We start from the raw sequence: 22,825 nt of genomic DNA, 5'->3' as shown, positions 1-22,825 counted from the left end.
TTAATTATCGTGTTCGTACTTATATTTCTTTTTATGACCACGATAGACAAGCGGAAGTGGCTTACTATTCCACTCAGTCTCATCTTGACACCATTTGTGTATTTCTACGCATTTTATCCTCTGATCAATATTTTCAGCAATTATCATCATGAAAAATATTTTGATTCTGAAATATGGCTAAGCAATCCGGGGTTTCGCTATGAAATGTTTGATAACGTTCAAGAAACGGATACCCTCATGGGGAAATCCAAAGAATCTGTAAAAGAAATTTTAGGCCCTTATGAATGGCTAAGTTGGGATGACGCCAGCAATGGACATGATGTTGATAAATGGAATTACGGTCTTGGTGTTCTACCTGGAGCCTTCAACAGTAAATCGGAAGCCGTTGAAATCATATTTGAAAATAATAAAGTAAGTCAATTAAACCATTATCAACAAGACATTAAATTTGATGATAAAGAATAAATCAAACCTTATAAAAACCGTCCTTGTCCTTATCGTGTTACTCATCTTAAATTGGATTGGCACTAAGGTCTATAAACGTTTTGATCTCACTCAAGACCAACGTTACTCGCTCTCTCAATCGGCACAGGCAATTGTTAAAGATGTCAAATCTCCCTTAATTGTTGATGTGTTTTTGGAAGGGAATTTCCCATCAGAATTCAGACGTCTAAGAAATGAAACCCAACAGTTATTAGAAGAATTTTCTTTAGACAATCCTCATATTAAGTTCAATTTCATCAATCCCCTGGAAGATGAAGCCTCTCGCGATTCCAATATTGAACAATTAATCCAACGTGGATTGGAGCCTTTACAGTTGAGCGTTAATGTAGGTGGGAAAACCTCTCAAGAATTGATATTTCCGTGGGCATTGGCGAGCTATAATGATCAAACAACCAAAATCCCATTAATAAAAAACAAAATTGGTGCGACACAGCAAGAAGTTGTCACGATTTCCATACAACATTTAGAATATGCATTTGCTGAGGGTTTTCAGAAGTTAGTTACGCCAAAAAGTAAGAAAATTGCCATTTTAAAAGGAAATGGTCAATTGGAGGATAAGTATTTAGCCGATTTTCTTCAAACCGTCAAGGAACATTATTTTATTGCGCCTTTTACATTGGACAGTGTAGCCTCCGATCCGGAAGCTACCTTAAAAAACCTCAATGATTTTGATCTTATTGTCTCTGCAAAACCAACAGAACCCTTTACAGAAAAGGAGAAACTGGTTTTAGACCAGTATACTATGAATGATGGAAAGAGCTTGTGGCTTACCGAAAGCATATTGATGGATAAAGACAGTCTTCATAATGATGAAGGTCGTGGTGTAGCCATGATAAACAATCTAAATTTAAATGATTTTTTCTTTAAATATGGCGTCCGAATTAATCCTGTAATTGTCAATGACATGTACTCTGCTCCCATTACTATTGCAATGGGTGAAGGCAGCAACGCACAGTTTCAACCATTAAAATGGCCATATTCGCCATTAGCGGCCGGGAATCCAGAACACCCAATTACGAGCAACCTGAACTTAGTGAAATTTGATTTTGCCAGCCAATTGGACACTTTAACAAGCAGCACTAACAAAACCATTTTATTGCAGAGTTCACAGCTCACTAAACTGGAAGGTGTTCCAAAAGAAATTAGTCTACAGATTGTAACTCAAGACCCAGATCCATCAACTTACACGCGAGGCCCACAGAACTTGGCCGTATTATTGGAAGGTCAATTCACCTCCGTCTATAAGGACCGAATTAAGCCATTTAATAGCGCCTCAAACAAAGATTCAAGTACAAACACCAAAATGATTATTATTGGCGATGGAGATGTCATTAAAAATGATGTGGTCAAAAATCAGCCTCAAGAATTAGGTTTTGACCGATGGACCGGACAGAGTTTTGGCAATAAGGATTTTTTATTGAATGCCGTAAATTATCTATTAAGTGATGGCGACTTATTAAATGTGCGCACTAAAGACATCAACATTGCCTTTTTAGATGCTCAGAAAATAGAAGACAAAAAAACAAAATGGCAATTGATATCTATAGGCTTGCCCTTAGTAATCTTGGGGCTCTTTGGATTGGTATATAATTATATGAGACGCAGAAAGTACACTTAAAACAGTAAAGTAAATTTTATGCAATTTTGAGCCTTTGAGTTTCTGTAAAGAAATCATTAATTTCAGAGCTTCAATAAGCAAACTGTTAATAAAATTGTATAACTAAGACTCACTAATATCAGTTTATTAAAATATCTTTGCTTGGTCTAATAATATAATATACAAAATAAACAAATACATGAAGTTTATCGTATCAAGTACCTATTTGCTCAAACAGTTACAAGTGCTGGGGGGTGTCATAAATAGTTCAAACACCTTGCCTATCTTGGATAATTTCTTATTTGAACTTAACGATTCACAGCTCACTGTTTCTGCGAGCGATTTAGAGACCACTATGTCTTCTATTATAGACGTTGAAAGTACCAGTACGGGAAATATTGCTTTACCTGCTCGATTACTATTGGACACTCTTAAAACATTTCCGGAACAACCTTTGACCTTTGTTGTTGAAGACAACCACACTGTCGAGATTAGCTCTAACCATGGTAAGTACGCCTTGGCTTACGCTGACGGAAATGAATTCCCAAAAGCGGTAGCTTTAGAAGACCCAAGTACAACAACGGTCATGGGAGATATTTTGGCAACGGCTATTAGCAAAACAATCTTTGCGGCAGGAAACGACGATTTACGTCCAGTAATGAGTGGCGTATTTTTTCAATTTTCAACGGAAGGATTGACATTTGTAGCCACTGACGCGCATAAATTGGTCAAATACACACGTGAAGATATTACCGCAGATCAGGTGGCAGAGTTTATAATGCCGAAAAAACCGTTAAATCTATTAAAAGGTATTTTAGCGGGAACTGACGATACTGTAACCATAGAATATAACGACTCCAATGCCAAGTTTACTTTTGAAAACTCAGTCTTGGTCTGTCGATTGATCGATGGGAAATACCCTAATTACGAAGCAGTAATTCCGAAGGAGAATCCTAATAAATTAACTATTGATAGAACCCAGTTTTTAAATTCTGTAAGGCGTGTCAGTATCTTTTCGAATAAAACGACACATCAAATACGCTTAAAAATTGCTGGTGCAGAGCTAAACATTTCTGCAGAAGATATTGACTATAGCAATAAAGCTGAAGAGCGTTTGACTTGCGATTATCAAGGTGATGACATGCAGATTGGATTCAACTCACGTTTCTTGACAGAAATGTTAAATAATCTGGGGGCAGATGATGTTCAACTTGAAATGAGTTTACCAAACAGAGCAGGAATCCTAACCCCTATTGATGGCCTTGATGATGGTGAATATGTCACCATGTTGGTGATGCCGGTAATGTTGAATAACTAATTCCTGCGAAAGCACCAATTCCTGAGAAAGCAGGAATCTCGGGATAAAACAGACGAATGATAAAAAAGCGCTTACTCTATCCATTTGAGTAGGCGTTTTATTTATAGGAGATAAAACAAGCACATTAAAATTATTAAAACTAAAAACGCTTATACCAATTACTTGAATGGGCGCTTGAAACTGAGATTCCCACTTTCGTGGGAATTAAGCGAAGGCAGGAATCTCATCATAAAACAGACGAATAACTAAAAAGCGCTTACTCTAACCATTTGAGTAGGCGTTTTTATGTATAGGAGATAAAACCCTGCACAGTATAATTATAAAAACTAAAAACGCTTATGCCAATTAGTTGAATGGGCACTTCAACCTGAGATTCCCACTTTCGTGGGAATTAGGCGAAGGCAGGAATCTCGTCATAAATCAGACGAATAACTAAAAAGCGCTTATTCTAACCATTTGAGTAGGCGCTTTTATGTATAGGAGATAAAACCCTTCACAGTATAATTATAAAAACTAAAAACGCTTATGCCAATTAGTTGAATGGGCACTTCAACCTGAGATTCCCACTTTCGTGTGAATTTGTTTCTTTCGTGGAAATTTAGGAAATAAAATTAATAGATAGCGGATATATTGGGGTTTCTCCATTGCTGGCCTTGATAGCATTGACAACAGGAAAAACAATAGAAATGATACCTAAGGCGATAAATCCTAAAAGCCCCAATCCAAAAAATAAAATCAGTGGAATGCAAATAAAACAATAAACAATCAGGCTCAACTGAAAGTTAATGATGTTTTTTCCATGGGCATCCATTTGATAAACCTTCTCCTTCTGGGTGACCCAAAGAATTAATGGTAAAATTAAGCTTCCAAAACCTGTTACTAAAGTTATTAACTGGCTTAAATGTGTGATGACGATTAAGGTTCTGTCTTCTCTCATTTTGATTTTGTGTTTTAGATGTTAATAAATTGTGTTCATCTAAAATCATCTTTATAAGGACTTAAAAGAAGTTCGGATTATGATGATTGATGTAACTATATGACGATCAACCATCAAAAATGTTACACTTTTTAAAATTGAAAATTCAATGTCACACCACCATAATAGTTTCTCGGATTTCCAGGATAGTAATATCGTGGCTCGGAATTGCCAAAACCTGTGGCATTGATAAGAATTGAAGATGCATATTTAGTATCCGCAAGATTATTGACCCCAAAAATGAGCTTAAAATTTAGAGCTTTAAAGAGTTGACCAGAATAGTCAATCTTTAAGTTTAAGAGACTGTGGGCGTCGCTATACAGACTATTGGCATCGTTCATTGGCATTTCTCCAACATAGAGATGACTCATATAGAAAGCCAAATTATCATAACTTAACGCCATCCCTGATGCCAGCGATAAATTTGGAACCCCTGTGAGGTCGTTGCCTGAATAATCAACATCCTCGCTTACAAACTCTTCAAATCGATGCCAATTAAAAGCCGCATTGAAGTATGGCATCACATTTATGGCATCTGTTATATAAAGTTTATAGTCAGTTGCTATTTCTAACCCTTTGTGTAAGGTGCGTCCGGCATTTCTCCCAATATATTGGTCATCTCCCACGCGTTGAGCCACTAATAAATCCTGAATGTCCATAATGTAATAAGAAGCCATGATATGCCATCTCTTTTTAAAGAAATAAGCGTCACTCCCTAATTCGTAGTTAAAACCTTTTTCTGGACTAATCTCTGGATTAATGACACCATCAGGCGTTAAGGTTTCTTCCAAACTGGGATAGTTGAAACCGTAACCCACATTTGCAAAGGCCTGTAGGTTCGACGTCAATTGATAAGATAAATTAACATTTGGTGCAACAATAGCATCAAAATTTCTTGAGGCACTCAAATTGGCACTTTCAAGATTGAATTCATCCTGAAAATCGTATTTGGTTTTGTTGAAATTAATCCCCACCTGGAGTGTTACTTTTTCCAATACAGGCAGTGTGATACTTGAAAACACATTCAATTGTGATCTATCTTCACGGTTATCGCTTAATAGCTCGCCTTCCAAACTGCCATTTCCATCGTTTGAAGCATACCGGTTTTCAATGGTTTTCCAATGGAATTCATCCTTGAAAACTTCAGTACCAAAATTCCAGACGGCTTTTCGACCTAAAAAATTAAAATTGTTGGTAAATACACTTCGCACACCAAAACCATTGGTAAATTCATCCAAGATATTAAAAGGCCGCGGTTCATAATGATCATTATAAGTATAAAATACGCTGGTGCTGTTCTCAAAACTTTCAGATAACTTATAATTTAAGTTCAACCCAACTAAACTGTTCTTATCTGCTACATAACCTTTGGCTTGCCCCCAGGTAAAAGCTGCTTTTGCTGGATTTTCCAGATAATCCGTCTTTCCAATAGAGCTTGGAATCTGTGCCGTAAAATTGGTATGACTAACCAATAACGACAACTGGGTTTTATCGTTTAACTTATAACTCGTATTTAAAAAATAGGAGTTTCTATTATACTGGCCATTCTCCCGATACCCATCCATTTCCAAATGATCGTAATTAAAATGGAGTGAAAAGTTCTCATCAGAAAAACTTGATGATGTACTGTTTTTAAACAAGCCGAAAGAACCTACGGTGGTTCTATTATCAATTGAATAGCCTTTTGATTTAGGGTATTTGGAGTTTAGAAGGATCGTTCCACCGAGGTTGGTGCCGTACAAAGTGCTTTTAGGACCTTTAATAATTTCTATAGATTTCAAATCTTCCGGATCATAGGTATCCAACGCTGTTTCTCCCACACCATTGGTAATTGGAATTCCATTAAAATAGGCTTTTATTTTATTGGTGCCATATAAGGTACGTGATCCAACCCCGCGTATCGTAATCCGATTTGTGTTTATTGCGCCGCTTTGAATATAAACACCCGAAATTTTATTTAGGGCATCTACAACTGCCACCGGACTTTGCTGATCGAGTGCTGCACTGGTGACTTTTGCTGAAGGAATAATGGCGTTGCTTTTTATTTCTAAGGGCGCATTGATCATTACCTCACTCAGCTCTTCAATTTCAATCTTCGCTTTTAGATAAAATATCTGATCGACTTTAGAAAATAGATGTTTTCCTATTCGATAATTGGGATGCTCAAATTTGATGTTCAGTGGAATATTAAAATATCTCGGAAGTATGAAAACACCATTGGCATCCGTTTTTGAGATTACTTTATTTTGGTTTACAACAGATACATTAGGGATAGGGATACCTTCTTCTGTAGTAACGAATCCCTTTAGCTCTTGTGCTTGGAGCATATTAAAAAAAACGATCATGAAAGTCATAATCGTTTGCAAAAATAAAAATCTCATCTTTTTTTCCGTGTTTTTTAAACTGACTGTTTAAATGACAAAGTCAGTGATATCATTAACGCATAAATTGGTATCTATATTGACACTCAAAACATTAGGGTGTTCAATGCATTTGTATTATCAATACTTAGAGGCTACGCATCAAACAAGGTTCAATTTGGAATGTTTTCAATTGTCAAAAGTAATGAACTATAATCAGAAATGATCAGATATTTTGGCACCAGATGAAGCTTTAGGGGTATTATTTTGAGACCAATCAAAAAACATAAAATCTCAAGATTTTTATTTTTTTTTAGAACAATAATCGTCATTTGGTTGTCCCTCTCAGAACCAACTTGGTTTTAATAGTGGTGGTCACGTGTTCTGAATTGGATTTTTGATTTAGTCTATCAATGAGTAATTGTACGGAAGATTTACCAATATCAAATGTGTGCTGGGAGATTGTAGATAATTTAGGCTCAGTAAAAACCAGTACATTTTTATCAGAAAACCCAATAATAGATAAATTTTCCGGGATTTTATAGCCCCTCTTTAAAGCTTTATGAAGGGCCACAACCCCCGAGGTATTATCTACAGATAAAATACCGTCTACATTTTTGTTTGAGTCGAACAAGTTATCAACAACCTCTTCTAAATTATCGTCTTTGGTTACGGAAATAACAACAGGCTCCTCTTTATATAAAACATCGTCCTGCAAAGCCTTGAGATACCCATTGGTTCTAAGCTTTCCGACGCTCAATTTTTCAATATCGCTAATGAGGACAATATGTTTCCGTCCTTCATTTAATAAATGTTTGGTAGCCTCATAAGCTGCACCAAAATCGTCAATAATGACCTTATCGCACTCGAGATCGTCACATACCCTATCAAATAAGACCATAGGCACGCCGCGGTCTATAACTCTCGAAATATGATCTGTTTTGTTTTGTTTCTGGGTTTCTTCGGCTATGGACATGATAAACCCGTCAACACTGCCATTGGATAGTAATTGTAAACTGTTTTCCTCTTTCGACAATAGTTCATTGGAAACACAGGTGATGATATTATACCCTTGCTTTGACGCTTCCATTTCAATGGCATAAAGTGCTTTTGCAAAAAAATGATTAAGAACATCCGGAATAATGACGCCCAAAGTATTGGTTTTATTACTTTTTAGGCTCAACGCCATTTTATTGGGTTGGTAATTGAGATGTTTCGCCAATTCCTTAACACGTTGGATCGTTTCTTTACCGATTTCCGGGCTATTGTTCAAAGCTTTAGAAACTGTTGATACGGACACATTTAATTGTTCTGCTAAGTGTTTGAGCGTTACCATGGCTATTTAAAATTAAAAAAGAGTATACTTTATAAAAGTACACTCTTTATTTTTAATACAATATGGTTGCTTAAATTTTTAACAACTTTATAAACTTATCTCAATTAATTATTTCACTTATTGAAATTAAGCACGTATGAAAGTTGTCTCTTTAGTTCTTAAAGACTTTTACATAATCAATGCTAAATTCTTGGGGAAATATATTATCATCCACTTCCGGACCTCCAAAATTGCCGCCAACCGCTAGATTGAGCAATAGGTAAAATGGTTTGTCAAATGGCCAAGTGCTGTCATTTTTCACTTCTGGAGAAAACGTATAGACCAAAACCCCATCAATATAGAACTTGATAAAGTCTTTGGTCCATTCGCTTTTGTAAACATGAAAACCGTCTTCAACATTTTCAATGGTCGTGACCTGTGAATTTATTGATTGACCATGACTATCGGGTGTATGCAATGTGGTGTGAATTTCGTGGGGATTCTTACCAACATATTCCATAATATCAATTTCACCCGATTGAGGCCAACCTACTTCTGAAATATCACTGCCCAACATCCAGATAGCAGGCCAAACGCCTTTACCTTTCGGTAGTTTTGCACGCACTTCAATAGTGCCGTATTGGAACTCTATAGTCTCCTTAGTGTTTATCTTCCCAGAAGTATAGGTGGTACCATCAAACTTTGCGGTAATAACCAATTTTCCATCTTTGACTTCGACATTTTCCTTAACATAAATTTGTCGTTCATTATTTCCCCAGCCACAAAGGTCAGGACAACCATCGCCAAGTTCATAATTCCAAATGGCCTCATTCAATTGGTCGCCATCAAAATGCTCCTCCAAGATAAGTTCTTGCGATTGCGCCGTATTGAATACTGCGAGCGTAATGATGAGGATGGTATTGATCAATTTCATTTTAAATCGAATTTCGAAGTTAAGGTGGCATCAGAACTGCCTCCTACAAAAACACTGAAAGTACCTGGTTCCACAATATATTTTCCGTTATTATCATAGAATCCCAATTCTGCATGTGTTAATGTAAATTCTATAATCTTGGATTCCTTCGGATTCAACTCCACCAATTCAAAACCTTTCAATTCCCTTACAGGTCGGGTAACACTGGCAAATTCATCTCTTAAATATAATTGGGCAACTTCCTTTCCTTTGACATCACCCGTATTGGTCAATTTAACCGATACGGTCACTTTATCGTTTGAAACAACATCAACCTTCAGGTCACTATAACCAAACGTGGTGTAGCTCAACCCATAGCCAAAAGGATATAAAGGTGCGTTACTCACATCTGTATAGTGTGACCAGAACACCTCGCCTTGACCTGGATCCAATGGTCTCCCTGTACTTTTGTGATTGTAATAAATTGGGACCTGTCCAACGTTTTTCGGAAAAGTCATTGGCAATTTCCCACTCGGGTTATAATCGCCATAAAGCACTTGTGCAATGGCATGACCACTTTGAGTACCCAAATGCCATCCTTCTACAATTGCTGGAATATGCTCATCTGCCCATTCAATAGTTAAAGGCCTCCCGTTATTGAGCACCAATACGATGTTTTTATTCGCTTTATAAACCGTTTCCAATAATTCTTGCTGCACGCCAGTCAGACCAATTTCTGATCGACTTCTACCTTCTCCCGAGTTCAGACCGTGCTCGCCCAACACCATTACCACAACATCTGCATTTTTGGCCGCAGTTACGGCTGATGAAAATCCGCTTTTGTCCGAAACATTAAGTGTTAATTCTTTAGGGAAAAGTGTTTCTCCAGTAACCACATCAGCACCTTTTTCATAAGTTAAGGTATTGCCTTTATAAGCTTGCATACCTTCCAAAACTGTTACTGCAGTTTCATCATCAGCGGCAATTCGCCAACTGCCCAATGGACTTGTTTTATCGTTGGCCAAGGCACCAATCAGAGCTATTTTTTGACCGTTCTTTTTCAATGGCAGTAGATTGTTTTCATTCTTTAACAAAACAATAGATTTTATTGCCATATCTAAAGCAGCATCCATAATTCTTTGACTTCCAATGACTTCTTTTTCAACGGTTTCATCTAAATATTTATACGGATCATCAAAAAGTCCGAGTTCATATTTTACCCTTAAAATTCGCTTTACAGCATCGTCAATCAAGCTTTCATCCACTCGACCTTCTTGTACGAGACTTACCAATTCATTAACATAGGCGTAAGATTCCATATCCATATCCGCTCCAGCGTTTATGGCAAACTCAGCCGCTTGACGACGATTTTTGGCATATCGGTGTGCTATCATTTCATTGATGGAGCCCCAATCGGTAACCATAAAACCGTCAAAATCCCATTCGCCTTTTAAAATATCACGTTGCAAAAAGGCGCTTCCTGTTGCAGGAATCCCATTCAGCTCATTAAAAGCATTCATAAACGTTCTCACTCCTGCTTCTTCTGCAGCTTTAAAAGGAGGTAAAAGGACGTTATATAAAGTGGAAGTACCCACATCAACAGTGTTATAATCTTTACCAGCCACCGGGAAACCGTAGCCTACAAAGTGTTTTGCACAGGCCGCAATAGTATTTGCCAATGACAAATCATCACCTTGAAAACCTTGTACGCGCGCTACGGCAATTAATGAGGCTAAATAAGGATCTTCTCCCGCACCTTCCATGACCCGTCCCCATCTTGCATCACGCGAAATATCAACCATTGGCGCAAAGGTCCAATTAATACCAGAAGCTGCAGCTTCTTCAGCCGCAACTTGTGCGGATAGCTTTATCGCTTCCAAATCCCAACTTGCAGCTTCAGCAAGCGGAATTGGACTGATGGTTTTATATCCATGGATGACGTCAAAACCGATAATCAACGGAATGCCCAAGCGCGTTTCTTCAACTGCAATTTTTTGGACTTCCCGCACTTCTTTGACCCCTCTTACATTAAGCATGGAACCAACCATACCTTTTTTAAGATGCTCATACTTGTTGGCTGCATCGCCTTCAGACGGCGCAGGACCTGTGACATCCCAAAACCCATTATATTGGTTCATTTGACCAATCTTTTCCTCCAAGGTCATGCGCGCTAAAAGCGCATTCACTTTAATCCCAATAGAGTCTACTTCAATAACCGAAGTCCCTTCATCACTACTCCTGGCATGGGCGTCTTCACAAGAAACCAAGCCAACGAGTAGGCTGCTACTAATCAATAATAATAAAATGTTCTTCATTTACTGGTATACTTTAACATAGTCAATTTCCAAAGTCGATGCCGTAAAATTGGGATCGATTGCTCCGCCCAAATTTCCACCCATAGCCACATTCAAAATCAAAAAGAAATCGGCATTGAAAGGTGTTGAGACGTCGTTTGCAAACGTGTGAAACACTTTATCATCGACTAAAAACTTTATAAACTCTGGCGTCCATTCTACACTGTAGTTATGGAATTCAGTTGAGGCTGTAGGTAATGTGGTGGATTGAGTTACCGCATTTCCGCCATAATTTCCAGGAAAATGTAAAGCGGAAAGAATGGTATTTTGGTTATTCCCGACATGTTCCATGACATCAATTTCTCCACTGGCCGGCCATATGTCGGTTTGATAATTTTGGCCTAACATCCAAATCGCTGGCCAGGTACCGCCTCCCGAAGGAAGTTTTGCCCTCACTTCTACCCTACCGTAGGTAAAGGAATATATGCCATCGGTTTTGATTCTTGAAGAGGTGTAAGATCCATTTTCAGCCTTGGCAGTGATTTTTAGAATACCATCTTCTATCTTGACGTTATCAGGATTATTGGTGTACGATTGTTTCTCGTTATTGCCCCATCCATTATCGCCTGTACCAAGGTCATAGGTCCATTTATCAGGATCTGGAGCACCATCAACATCAAAAGTATCTTCCCAAACCAAATCGTTATAAACTGAACTGAACGGTTCATCCACTTCACCTTCGCCTGGCTCTTGAGAGGTGATGATAAACCACCAACTGAACTCCCCGTTGCCATCATTGGTAGTGATGAGCAATTCATTGGAAACCGATCTATCAAAGATGCGATACTGATGATTTCCGCCTACATAGTACCCAATAAATCCTTTGCCAGTTAAGGTTAAAGTTTCTACACCCCCTGGAGCAATTAGCCCCCAATTTTCAGTGTAATCATTTAACGGATAATTTAAGACATCAGCTTCTTGTTGGGTTCCGCCACCAACACCACCTAACTCGTTGATCAAATTCTCACGTCCAAAGACGGTGCCCTCTGGATTATAGGTAGGATCATCGTTGGTACTATCGGTAATATGTGTGAACGTACCATCACGATCAAAAATATAGCGGTCCGTATACATCCCTGATCCCGCTTTTTCCTCTGGTTGAACACCAAAATACTCTACTGGAACATTTCCATCCACAGGCCCTAAACCGAAGTGGCCTTTCTTTTCAGATTTTATACGCCATGTTTTACTTCCATCGCCTACCAGTTTTTCCAATAAATCTGCTGGAGGTTCATAGGTTACAAGGACTTCCACATCTACAGTAACAGATGAAGTTACGCCTCCCGTTCCAATAGCCACAACGGCGACTTGGTAAGAATTGATTCCCACATTTGTAAAAGTGATTGCCGCATTTCCTGAGGCTGACATTTGTTGTCCTCCAGGCGTTACGAATTTATACGACAAGGCGTTGTTTGCACGTGCAGAAAAATTAATGATTCCAGTACCGTCTCCAAAAGGATTATCGGCATCTTGTCCTACAATTTCTGTCGTGACCACAATATTTGTTGGCGCAATGATATCTCCGATGGTGGGATCGTCTTTTTCACAGCTTCCGAAAAATGCCAATACGGCAATTAGGCCTATTATTTTACTTAATTTTTTCATCTCTTTGATTTTATTAATTATAATCTCACAAGCTTATATTGCCAAAACGCGCCATCACCTGATTCTATAAAAACATCCATATTATTGGCATCGACAAGCGTTACATTGTAAGTGATAGATTCAGCAACAGGTACATTAGGCAATTCACCTTCATTAGTAACTTTGGCAAGACCTATATAAGCACCAACGCCATTAATGGTTACCGTCCCTGCGGCATGGTCATAAGTAAAAGTTGCTGGGGCTGAGCCGTCATGTGGTGCAACAGGTGCACCGCAACCTTCGTCGCCACCTTGCCAACCTTCTACCCAAGTTTCTGAGCCTAGATTGTTTTTGAAAGATCCGTCTGCTCCAAAAACATACGTATCATCATAGAAGCATGCTCTTTCAATAACACAAGCATCATCGCAATTGAACCAACCAATGTCTCCAACCCAAGGTCCTACACCAAGCGCACCAGCTTCGTCAGCCAACTTCCATGTGCCTTGTAAAGGGGATGGTGGTGCACTCGCTCTAACCAATGTGAATTGCCAGAAAACGCCGGACCCTGATTCTACATAGGCGCTGATGGTGTTTTCATCCACAATTTCAACGGTGTAGGTTATAGAATTGGCAATTTCAACATTAGGCAGCTCCCCTTGGTTGTTCGCTTTAGGAACACCAAGATATGCTCCGGATCCATTTAAGGTGATCGTGCCTGCAGCTGCATCATATTCATATGTTGCCGCTGCCGATCCGTCGTGAGGTGCCACCGGTGAACCACAACCGTCACTACCGCCTTGCCAGCCTTCAATCCAAGTGTCATCACCTAAATTATTGGTAAAACTTCCGTCAGCATTAAACACGTAAGTGTCATCATAGAAACAGGCTCTTTCGACCATACAATCGCCGTCACAACTGAACCAACCCTTATCTCCAAGCGCAGGTCCTACGCCTAACGAACCTGGTTCATCAGCTAATTTCCAGCTCCCAGCCAAAGTGAAAGGGATGGATGGTGCTCTGAAAAAATAGAGATTATCAATAAAAATTGTTCCTCCGGCAGGATCGCCATCAAACTTGAATTGGAAGATATCGGCTAAATTGAGCGACGGATTTTGATCCGTAAAATACGCTAATGGAATATTGAATGACGTCCATTGTTGCGGCGTCAATTCCAATTCGAAAGCTGCTTCATTTGGCCCTGAGCTGATAGGGGATATTTTTGCATTATTATCATCAGCGGTCCAGATATCGATATGAACAAATTCCATAGCCGAGGCATCTGCTGGTGCCCCTAACATAATGCCTTGATAATTTAAATTTCCGTATTGGATAATCTCACTATTATCTATCGTAATCTGGTTGAACGTTGTGCTCTGTCCCCAATCTGGATAAAAATCAGTGTTTTGGATGTTGGTATAGGCATCACTATAAACAGAAATCACATCATCTTCCGATCGTGATGGCGGTTTCGGTGCTGCTTTCAACGGTTGTAAAATAGCCGTCACTTCAAACTCTTCCGTATAGCTTATATTTTCTATAGCGGCACTAAAGGCGGTAACTGTAATGGTGTAAGTTCCGGTTTCTTGATATACGAAAGATACGGTGTCATCAATATTTCCTTCTATAGGCTCGCTGCCTTCCTCACCAAAATCAACTTGGAAGTAAAGCGCATAATCTGCCGATACATTGACATTGACTTGTTTTGATATGGTAGGGTCATTAGCAATAGTGACCTCCAAGTTTTCTGGTGCTTGGAACGAAACTTCCACGGTTTGCGTTACGGTGGTGGATAAGCCGTTTAATCCGTTGGCTTTAACCGTCATCTCATAACTGCCTTCCTCATAAATGTGGTTGACACTTTTACCTGGTTGGATAATTTCTGAGGGCTCTGAACCGTCCCCAAATTCAATAACAAAACCAACCGCTCCGTCGCCTAAAGGCGTTAGGGTGGTCAATCCTGTATTGTCGTTTGTTACTCTAACTGCTGCCGAAACATTTGTTGGTGCGGCAATCTCATTGATATTCACTATGTCGTCATCCTGAGAACAACTATAAATGGCAACTACCAACAAGGCAAGACTCAATGTGTATTTTAAAACTTTCATATGCTTATATTTTAGTAACCTGGGTTTTGTGTCCATCGATTTCCTGCCAATTCAATCTCAATTCGAGGAATTGGGAACAATTCATGTTTACCTGGTGTAAACCCTTTAATGGTACTGGTCTGACCAGTTCTTACCTGATCAAAAAACCGATGTCCTTCTCCAGCCAATTCCAATCGTCTTTCTCTATAAATGTCCTGTGTAAGATTCCCGCCTGAAGAGGTTACATCTTCCAGTCCTGCTCTTTCTCGCACTAGATTAACGTAATTTCTTGCTTTTGAATCATCAATGGCGCCTCTATTGTAAGCTTCTGCTGCCATCAATAAAACATCAGAATAACGGATGGAACGGTAATTATTACTATGAGTCAGATTCACATCTGGCAAGTTTGCCTCAGCGTAAGGAATGTATTTCTTATTATAATAGCCTGTGTAATCATCGGTGTTTCCTTGACTGAAAGTCACATCCGGTCTTTCGGCTACAAAAGCTTCCATATCTAAAATGGTTGCATCTCTTCGGACATCATCGGAAGAATAACTGTTGAAAATTTCAGCGGTCGGAGGATTAAAACTAAACCCACTGGTATAAGGTGAAAAGTCGCCATTTAAAAAACGTGGTCCCATAAACCCAACTGCAATATTACCTTCCACACATTGAAAACAATCAAAACTGGCGCCTTGGCCACCAAAATACTGAACTTCAAAAACCGACTCTATATTATTTTCGTTGGAATTTAAAAAGATGGTGCTAAAATCAGAAACCAATTGGTATTGCCCCGAAGTAATGACCTTATCTAAAGTAGTTGCGGCATCCTGGAATTTCTCTTGGTAGAGGTATATTTTTCCCAACAGTGCTAATGCGGCTCCTCTAGTAGCACGTCCATTCTGCGCTTGTTCCCAAGGCAGGCTTTCAATTGCTGTTTTTAAATCGGCTTCCAATTGTGCATACACTTCTGCTTTTGGAGTTCTATCGATAGCTTGAGAATCTTCCAAAGAAATTCTACCGTCCAAATACATTGGAACGTCCCCAAAGAATTTCACCAATTCAAAGTAGAAATACGATCTTAAAAATAAATTCTCGGCAAGCAATTGCTCTTTCCCCTGAAAATCCATTTTATCTTTAAATTCTACGATATAATTGGCGCGACTGATTCCGGCATACATCCACTGAAAAACATTTCGTAAAGCACCGTTGTCCGCGGTATGGATCATATCATCGATCTGCTGCCAATCTAAAACATCGGTTTGATCGCCACCTCCACAATTGCTGTTATCGGAAGCTATTTCTCCCAAAATATTACTGAGATAGGTGGTTCCCAACAAATCATAGACACCGATTAACGCATCTTCATAGTCAGATTTCGAATTAAAATAATTCTCGGTGTTTTCTTGACCTTCTGGCAATATCTCCAAGTAATCATCACAGGTCAAAAGTGTGGTGAAGAGTACGATTGCCAATATTTTTTTTAAATTCCCTTTCATGTTTATATAATTAAAATGAAACATTAATTCCTGTTGTAAATGTTCTGGTATTTGGATATTGTCCCAAATCTACCCCAGCGCCATTAGGACTGGAATTTGAAACATCAGGGTTATAGCCTGAATATTTAGTAAATGTGTAAAGGTTATTCACCGCTACATACACTCTAAACTTATCAATTCTAGTTCGCTGTAAAAGTTTAGGATTGATAGAATATCCCAATTGAACATTTTGAATTCTTAAGTAAGAACCGTCCTCCACATAAAATGAGGAAAATAACTGATTGTTTGAAGCGGTGTTTGAAGCTCTCGGAACAGAATTAGAAGTTCCAGGCCCTGTCCAACGATCCAAATACAAATCTGGTTTGTTGCTATAGGTCAAGAAACGCTCGTAGCTTCGTACAACATCGTTACCCAAAGAAGCATACAATGAAGTTCCAAAATCAAATTGGTAGAAGTCTAAATTCAGATTGAAACCCATAGTGTAATCTGGGATTGGGTTTCCAATCATCGTTAAATCGTCATTACTTCCAAATTCAATAACGCCATCACCATCCACATCTACATATCTCAAATCTCCTGGTTGTGCGTTCGGCTGTACTGCATGCGCATCAATCTCTGCCTGATTTTGGAAAATCCCATCGGTTTTAAGACCGTAGAACACGCCAATAGGCAAACCGGTTTGAAATCGTGATGTGTTATTTGCCAAGTTGTGCAATCCGCCGGGTAGAAATCCAGCCGAGTTATTGACTTCAAGAGCCTTGTTTTTAATACTGGTCAAATTGTAGCCAAGACCCATTCTAAAGTTGTCATTGAAGTGATGGTTAAAATTCAAGCTTAAATCAATACCCTTATTTTCAATGGTTCCTGCATTGACCACTGGAGGTGAACTTCCAGGAGCTGAACTGCCCAATACTCCAGAGATTTCTGGAACCAATAACAAATCGACCGTTTTTTTACGGTAGTAATCCACGGTTAAATCCAATTTGCTATTAAAGAAGGAAACGTCCACACCAACGTTGGTTTGATAATTGGTTTCCCATTTCAAATCAGGGTTGGCCAAAGAACCAATAGCATTTCCTCTGGCTAATAATTCATCAAACGGATAGTTGGCCGCACCGGTTCTACCTTGCAAGAGGCCGATCCATCTGTAGCTTCCAATTTTATCGTTTCCGGTAATACCCCAGCTTCCTCTAAACTTTAATCGGTTGATGGCCTCCACGTTATAAAAATCTTCGTTGGAAAGCACCCAACCTGCAGAGACTGATGGGAAATTACCTATTCTGTTATTTGGTCCAAATTTGGTTGAAGCATCTCTTCTTATCATGGCAGAAAACAGATACTTGTGATCATAATCATATTGAACACGGCCAAAAAAGGAATACCAGCGATCTTCATTTCTACCGTCGGATACCGACACCAAATTTTGGGTGACTTCCCCATCTACTACCTGAATAATGGACTGTGAATTTCCTAGAAATGCGTTTTCCCAAGTTTCAGGACCACTATTTAATGGGCCAGAACCAAAGAAACCTTTATATTTTTCACTTCTAATAGACGTTCCCAATAAGGCATTCAAATTATGTTTACCGAAAGATTTTGAATAATCCACAAAATTCTCCCAAGTAAAATCGAACGATCTTTGTGAATTTTCCGCCACGGAACCATAGGCATCTCTTGTGCCATCCTTATTTCGGTCTAGGTCAAAAGCAGTTCTATCGTTAGGATCTAAACTAACGTTATTGACCACTTTTCCAGGACCATAATATTGTAGTGGCGAAAACGATCGGCCACCATAATTGGAATAATTGAAGTTGAAACGACTTGTCGCCTTTAAATCAGAAAACACATTCCACTCCAATTCCACCTTTCCAGTAAAACGATCGGCCTGTCCTTCGTTGTAGGTATTATCGATCAATGCCATTGGGTTGATAATTTCACTGCCTTGCTCTGTCCCTATATAGGAGTAGCCTCTTGAAATGCCACTGCCATCCGTTCCATCATATACAGGCGTTAACGGCGATGCATTCAACGCATAATAAAGCGCTGAACCTCTTCCGCCTTCCGGAATAGATTGACTTCTGATATTGGTATAAAGTAAGAAGGTGTTTAGTTTTAATTTTTCGGTAAGATCGATTCCGAAATTATTTTTTACCGTCCATCTTTGATAGTTGGATTTATCACTCGCAATGATACCGTCCTGGGCAAAATAACTGGCACTGAATCCATAGGTTGTGGTTTCTGACCCGCCTACGGCACTCAAGTTATGGCTGATCATTGGCGCCGACTCAAATAATTGATCTTGCCAATCAGTATTGGTAGTCAAGTTTTGAAGATTCGGATAAGGAATCACATTGCCATCAACCGCTTCTGTTTCATTAAGGAACAAAGCATATTCTAAGTTATTCATTAAATTAATGCGATTTTCAGCCTCTTGGATCGCATAATAGGAGTTGTAGGAGAATTTAGTCTTTCGATCCTTTTTCCCTGTTTTGGTAGTGATCAAAATAACTCCGTTGGCACCTTGCACCCCATAGATGGCAGAACTCGCATCCTTAATAATATCCATGGTTTGAATATCATTAGGATCAATGATGCTCAAATCGGTTCCGATATTGACCCCGTCCACAATAACTAGAGGCGAGTTATCACCGTTAGTAGTGATCCCTCTAATTCTAATGTTTAGAGATGCTCCTGGAGATCCGGAATTTGAGGTCACTTGAACCCCAGCTGCATTTCCTTTAAGCGCTTCTTCAATACGCGTGGGATTGCTTTCTGAAATTCTTTCTGCATCCAAACTGGTAAACGCACCAGTGACGAGTTCTCTTCGTTGCGATCCGTACCCAATCACCACAATTTCATCGAGTGCTTCCGCATCTTCTTTAAGAATAATGGTCAAGGGCTGATCATTCAGAACCTTTACTTCCTGATTTTGATAGCCTACATAGGTGACTACTAAAACAGAATTAATGTCAACCGCATCAATACTGAAGTTCCCATCAAAATCAGTTGAAGCACCCTTTGTGGTATTCTTAACAACGACATTGACTCCAATAAGAGGTTGACCGCTTTCAAAATCCTTTACTGTTCCTTTAACATTAATCGATTGACTAAATACTAAGGTTGTAGATAGGAGAATTAAAAATGAGAGAAATTTTGTTATCATAGTTTGAAACTTTATTCCATAAACTTATACAATTCAATTGTCAAACAATTAAATCTCACCACTACAATGAATATACAGCACCTAAAACTGAGATGTTATTTATGCGAGATGTAAAACAACCCCCATAGCACCGCTTATTCAATGGTGTTAATTAATTTAACACTACATCGAGATAGATTTTGCAAAACAAGGTGATGTTGTGGTAATGTATGGGTGAAATAAAGAGATGTAGTAGACCTACAATTCCAAGATGTAATTTGTTAAGCCGGTTTCATGTGGCAATTCCATCTTTTTACGCAAACGGTATCGTTTCACTTCTACGCTTCTAGGCGAAATGTTCAATAAAGGTGCAATTTCTTTTGAGGAAAGATTAAGCCTAAGATAGGCACAGAGTTTAAGATCGTCTGGTGTTAGTTTAGGGTGTTTGCTTTTCACCTTTTTAAGGAAATCTTTGTCCGCATTATTGAAGGCTTCTTGGAAGAATTTCCAGTCGTCTGTAGTGTTGATGTTTTTATCAATTATCTTGATAACTGGCTTTACACTTTTTAAATTGTCCGTGTTTTTCAATTCATCCTTAATCTGACTTAAGAATTCATTCTTTTTAATAAGGCTCATTGTAGAAATTGCCAGTTCCCTACTTTTATTTTCTACGTCCTGTTTGAGCTTTTCGTTTTTGAGTTGCATCAACTGTTGTTCTACCTCAAGTTCCTTTAATTCCAAGTCACGTTTGTTTTTCAACATTAACTTTTCCCTCTGCTTTTTATAATACCGTTTGTATAGATAGTGGATCATAACCGCTAAAACGATAAGAAGCAAGAGGTAAACGGCTACCATTATGTTGGAAAGATACCAAGGCTTGGCGATCTCAAAATGATAAACAGCTTGGGTATGGGAAACGTTATTTCCTACCTTTGATCGTGCCTTAAACACATAAGATCCATGAGGCAAGTTTTTAAAAGATGCAGAAGGCTGTGAAGACCATGAACTCCATTCGTCATAATAACCAATGAGTTTGTACTGATATTCTGACTCTAAATACTTATTATACTGAGCCACACTATAATGGAACTCGAGATTATTTTCATTATTGGTAAAGCGAGATGGTTTGGTAATATCCACAGAAAATGCATCGCCATTGATGGCATAATTGGTTATGCCAGTGATGTCCACATCGTAGGATTTAAGATCCATTTTTCTAAGATCTAAAATAATATATCCTGAAGAGGTACCAAAAAGATACTTATCCTCTGATAAGTAAGAGATGGTCTCATAGCCAGTCATATCGTTTCTCAAGGATTTTGGTAAAGGTATTCTTGTTATAACGGGCTTCTCACTAAATTTCCCTGGCGACACGTACGAGATATTCTTACCTGAAAAACCCCATAATTTATCGTGCTGACCATCGGAAATCAATTTACCTGAGATGTACTCCCCTGATGGAAAAATAGTACTCAACAAACTATCCCTTTTAAACTTTTCTTTTTGATTGTCATAAACAAAAACTCCTTTTTCATAAGCATACAGAATCTTATCCATATAGGTGACCAAACTTGAGCCGAAGCCTTTCTCTACAGATGTATCTTTCTCAACCGACAGTATTTCGGTCCAGTCGTCATTGGTTGAAATTTCAAATACACCTTTGTATTCATGACTTACCAAAAGTTTATGAGCGTCCACTATAGCAAAATGTTTGGATGATATATTAAAACCTTCCAGCTTATTCTTATAAGACCACTGTCCATTTTGTTTCTGTAGAAAATGGAGTCCATTGTAATTTCCTTGTATAACCAGGTTATCATCATCGAGAAATGTCTGAACATCCCAAGTGCCAGGAATTGACGCCACCAATTTCGCGGTATCTCCTTTAATGACAAAAGTTCCTAAGTTATGACCACAAAAAAGCGTATGGTCTATTCTTTTTAAACTCCATACCTGTCCTTTAGTGCCCTCAATAAATTTAAATCGATCATTGGAGTCCAGTGCTTTATAAAAAAGTCCTTGATTTGTACCGAGATATAAGTTTCCATCAAAACGTGTAGAGGTATAAACCGTTCCTAAATCGCCATTTTTATCATTATAGATACTTAATGCCGATTTTAAGTTGAGGCAATTGATTCCATTATCCAGAGCCAACCACACATTATTATTGCTGTCTTCAAAAAGCCCCAGTACGGTATTATTTGAAAGCCCATCAGCCTGATCAATGGTATATACAATGGCACCGGATTGGTCTAAATAAACCATTCCATTAGATATTGTTCCTAATATAAAATCACCATTTTGAAGTCGGATACTGTTATATACACTCAAGCTTTCAATCGTATTTCTGGCAGAAATATCCCAGTCAGAAAGGCGCCCATCTTTCCACTTATAAAACCCCTGTTCTTGGGTTTGAATCAACAGATCGCCATGAAGATTGAACATATTGACAATAATATTTGTTAAAAATATCGCATCATCAATCAATAGAACGGATTGCCCACTTTCAATTTTATAAATACCTTCGCCATAAACGTGATAATAGATAATATCATCCACACTGAAAATTTTGGTGATCGTACTTTGGGAATTTATTATTTTGAAACTGCGCTTTTCTAAATCATAAATATAAATTCTATTCAAGGATTGAAAGAGAACGAAATGATCCAAGGACAAAATATTCCAGAACTGCTCGTCTTCTATCAACGGCACGTCTGATTCATCAGAAATTGAGGTGTAATCCAAACTGCCAAATTCGTTGCGCTCCCAATACCCAAAGTTCATATAGAACCCGGTGTAAATCAGGTCGCCAATAGCTTTTACCGAACGTAAGACCGATTGGTTTGGCGTAGGATACAATTGCCAATCGGCTCCATTAAACTCCAAAAGTCCTTGATTATTAGCTACATAAATATACTGTTCATCCGATTGGGATACGCTCCAGTTTTGGTTTTCAGCTCCATATTGCTGTGGTTGATATATAGTGAGTGGCGGCAACTCCTGTGCAACCAAAATTGATGAAAACAGGAGTTGAATATATAAAATGACGGTTTTAATTTTCAAAATTGAAGTTTTGCATGGTGTGAGATCCAATATAAGTTGAAATTACAAATTCCAAACCATAAAGCAAAAGTTTTTAGTTTGCCTAAAAATTCTTCCATATAACCATATCAAAGCAC

The 22,825-nt window shown here is 38.6% G+C and carries 13 protein-coding genes; 3 read left to right on the top strand and 10 right to left on the bottom strand.

The annotated features are described in order from the left end of the window. Window positions 1-33: 33 nt before the first annotated feature. The 3 genes from H3Z82_RS07200 (at window position 34) to dnaN (ending at window position 3,419) form a co-directional block, all read left to right on the top strand. Complete coding sequence (locus tag H3Z82_RS07200) at window positions 34-465, top strand: hypothetical protein (RefSeq protein WP_235982397.1); 432 nt, start codon at window positions 34-36, stop codon at window positions 463-465. After that, window positions 452-2,122 (top strand): gliding motility-associated ABC transporter substrate-binding protein GldG, encoded by a 1,671-nt coding sequence (gene gldG, locus H3Z82_RS07195; protein ID WP_182204211.1) that lies wholly within the window; start codon window positions 452-454, stop codon window positions 2,120-2,122. Before H3Z82_RS07200 ends, gldG begins: the two co-directional genes overlap by 14 nt. Window positions 2,123-2,300: 178 nt before the next feature. Continuing rightward, entirely contained in the window at window positions 2,301-3,419 is a 1,119-nt protein-coding gene (gene dnaN, locus H3Z82_RS07190; protein WP_182204210.1) for a DNA polymerase III subunit beta, read from the top strand. Between the two features lie 598 nt (window positions 3,420-4,017). Here the strand turns inward: dnaN and H3Z82_RS07185 are convergent. The 10 genes from H3Z82_RS07185 to H3Z82_RS07140 all read right to left on the bottom strand — a co-directional run bounded on the left by H3Z82_RS07185 (window position 4,018) and on the right by H3Z82_RS07140 (window position 22,709). Next, window positions 4,018-4,356, bottom strand: coding sequence for a DUF4870 domain-containing protein (locus tag H3Z82_RS07185; protein WP_182204209.1), 339 nt, complete (start codon window positions 4,354-4,356; stop codon window positions 4,018-4,020). Between the two features lie 131 nt (window positions 4,357-4,487). Next, a complete protein-coding gene (locus H3Z82_RS07180) occupies window positions 4,488-6,776 on the bottom strand; it encodes a TonB-dependent receptor (protein WP_182204207.1) in 2,289 nt (762 codons plus the stop codon). Window positions 6,777-7,083: 307 nt separating this feature from the next. Continuing rightward, complete coding sequence (locus H3Z82_RS07175; RefSeq protein WP_182204205.1) at window positions 7,084-8,091, bottom strand: LacI family DNA-binding transcriptional regulator; 1,008 nt, start codon at window positions 8,089-8,091, stop codon at window positions 7,084-7,086. Window positions 8,092-8,242: 151 nt separating this feature from the next. Continuing rightward, window positions 8,243-9,004, bottom strand: coding sequence for a glycoside hydrolase family 16 protein (locus H3Z82_RS07170; protein ID WP_182204203.1), 762 nt, complete (start codon window positions 9,002-9,004; stop codon window positions 8,243-8,245). Then, complete coding sequence (gene bglX / locus H3Z82_RS07165) at window positions 9,001-11,298, bottom strand: beta-glucosidase BglX (protein ID WP_182204200.1); 2,298 nt, start codon at window positions 11,296-11,298, stop codon at window positions 9,001-9,003. Before bglX ends, H3Z82_RS07170 begins: the two co-directional genes overlap by 4 nt. Then, on the bottom strand, window positions 11,299-12,942 hold the full coding sequence (locus H3Z82_RS07160; protein WP_182204198.1) for a glycoside hydrolase family 16 protein: 1,644 nt from the start codon (window positions 12,940-12,942) through the stop codon (window positions 11,299-11,301). It lies immediately after the preceding gene. Between the two features lie 17 nt (window positions 12,943-12,959). Beyond that, complete coding sequence (locus H3Z82_RS07155; protein WP_182204196.1) at window positions 12,960-15,026, bottom strand: hypothetical protein; 2,067 nt, start codon at window positions 15,024-15,026, stop codon at window positions 12,960-12,962. Window positions 15,027-15,037: 11 nt separating this feature from the next. After that, complete coding sequence (locus H3Z82_RS07150; RefSeq protein WP_182204194.1) at window positions 15,038-16,504, bottom strand: RagB/SusD family nutrient uptake outer membrane protein; 1,467 nt, start codon at window positions 16,502-16,504, stop codon at window positions 15,038-15,040. A 10-nt stretch (window positions 16,505-16,514) separates the two neighbouring features. Next, entirely contained in the window at window positions 16,515-19,667 is a 3,153-nt protein-coding gene (locus H3Z82_RS07145) for a SusC/RagA family TonB-linked outer membrane protein (protein ID WP_182204192.1), read from the bottom strand. Between the two features lie 237 nt (window positions 19,668-19,904). Continuing rightward, a complete protein-coding gene (locus H3Z82_RS07140; RefSeq protein WP_220459140.1) occupies window positions 19,905-22,709 on the bottom strand; it encodes a helix-turn-helix and ligand-binding sensor domain-containing protein in 2,805 nt (934 codons plus the stop codon). Window positions 22,710-22,825: the final 116 nt, after the last annotated feature.

Source organism: Gelidibacter maritimus, from assembly GCF_014062315.1.
Taxonomy (GTDB): domain Bacteria; phylum Bacteroidota; class Bacteroidia; order Flavobacteriales; family Flavobacteriaceae; genus Gelidibacter; species Gelidibacter maritimus.
This window is presented reverse-complemented; position numbering and strand designations above follow the sequence as displayed.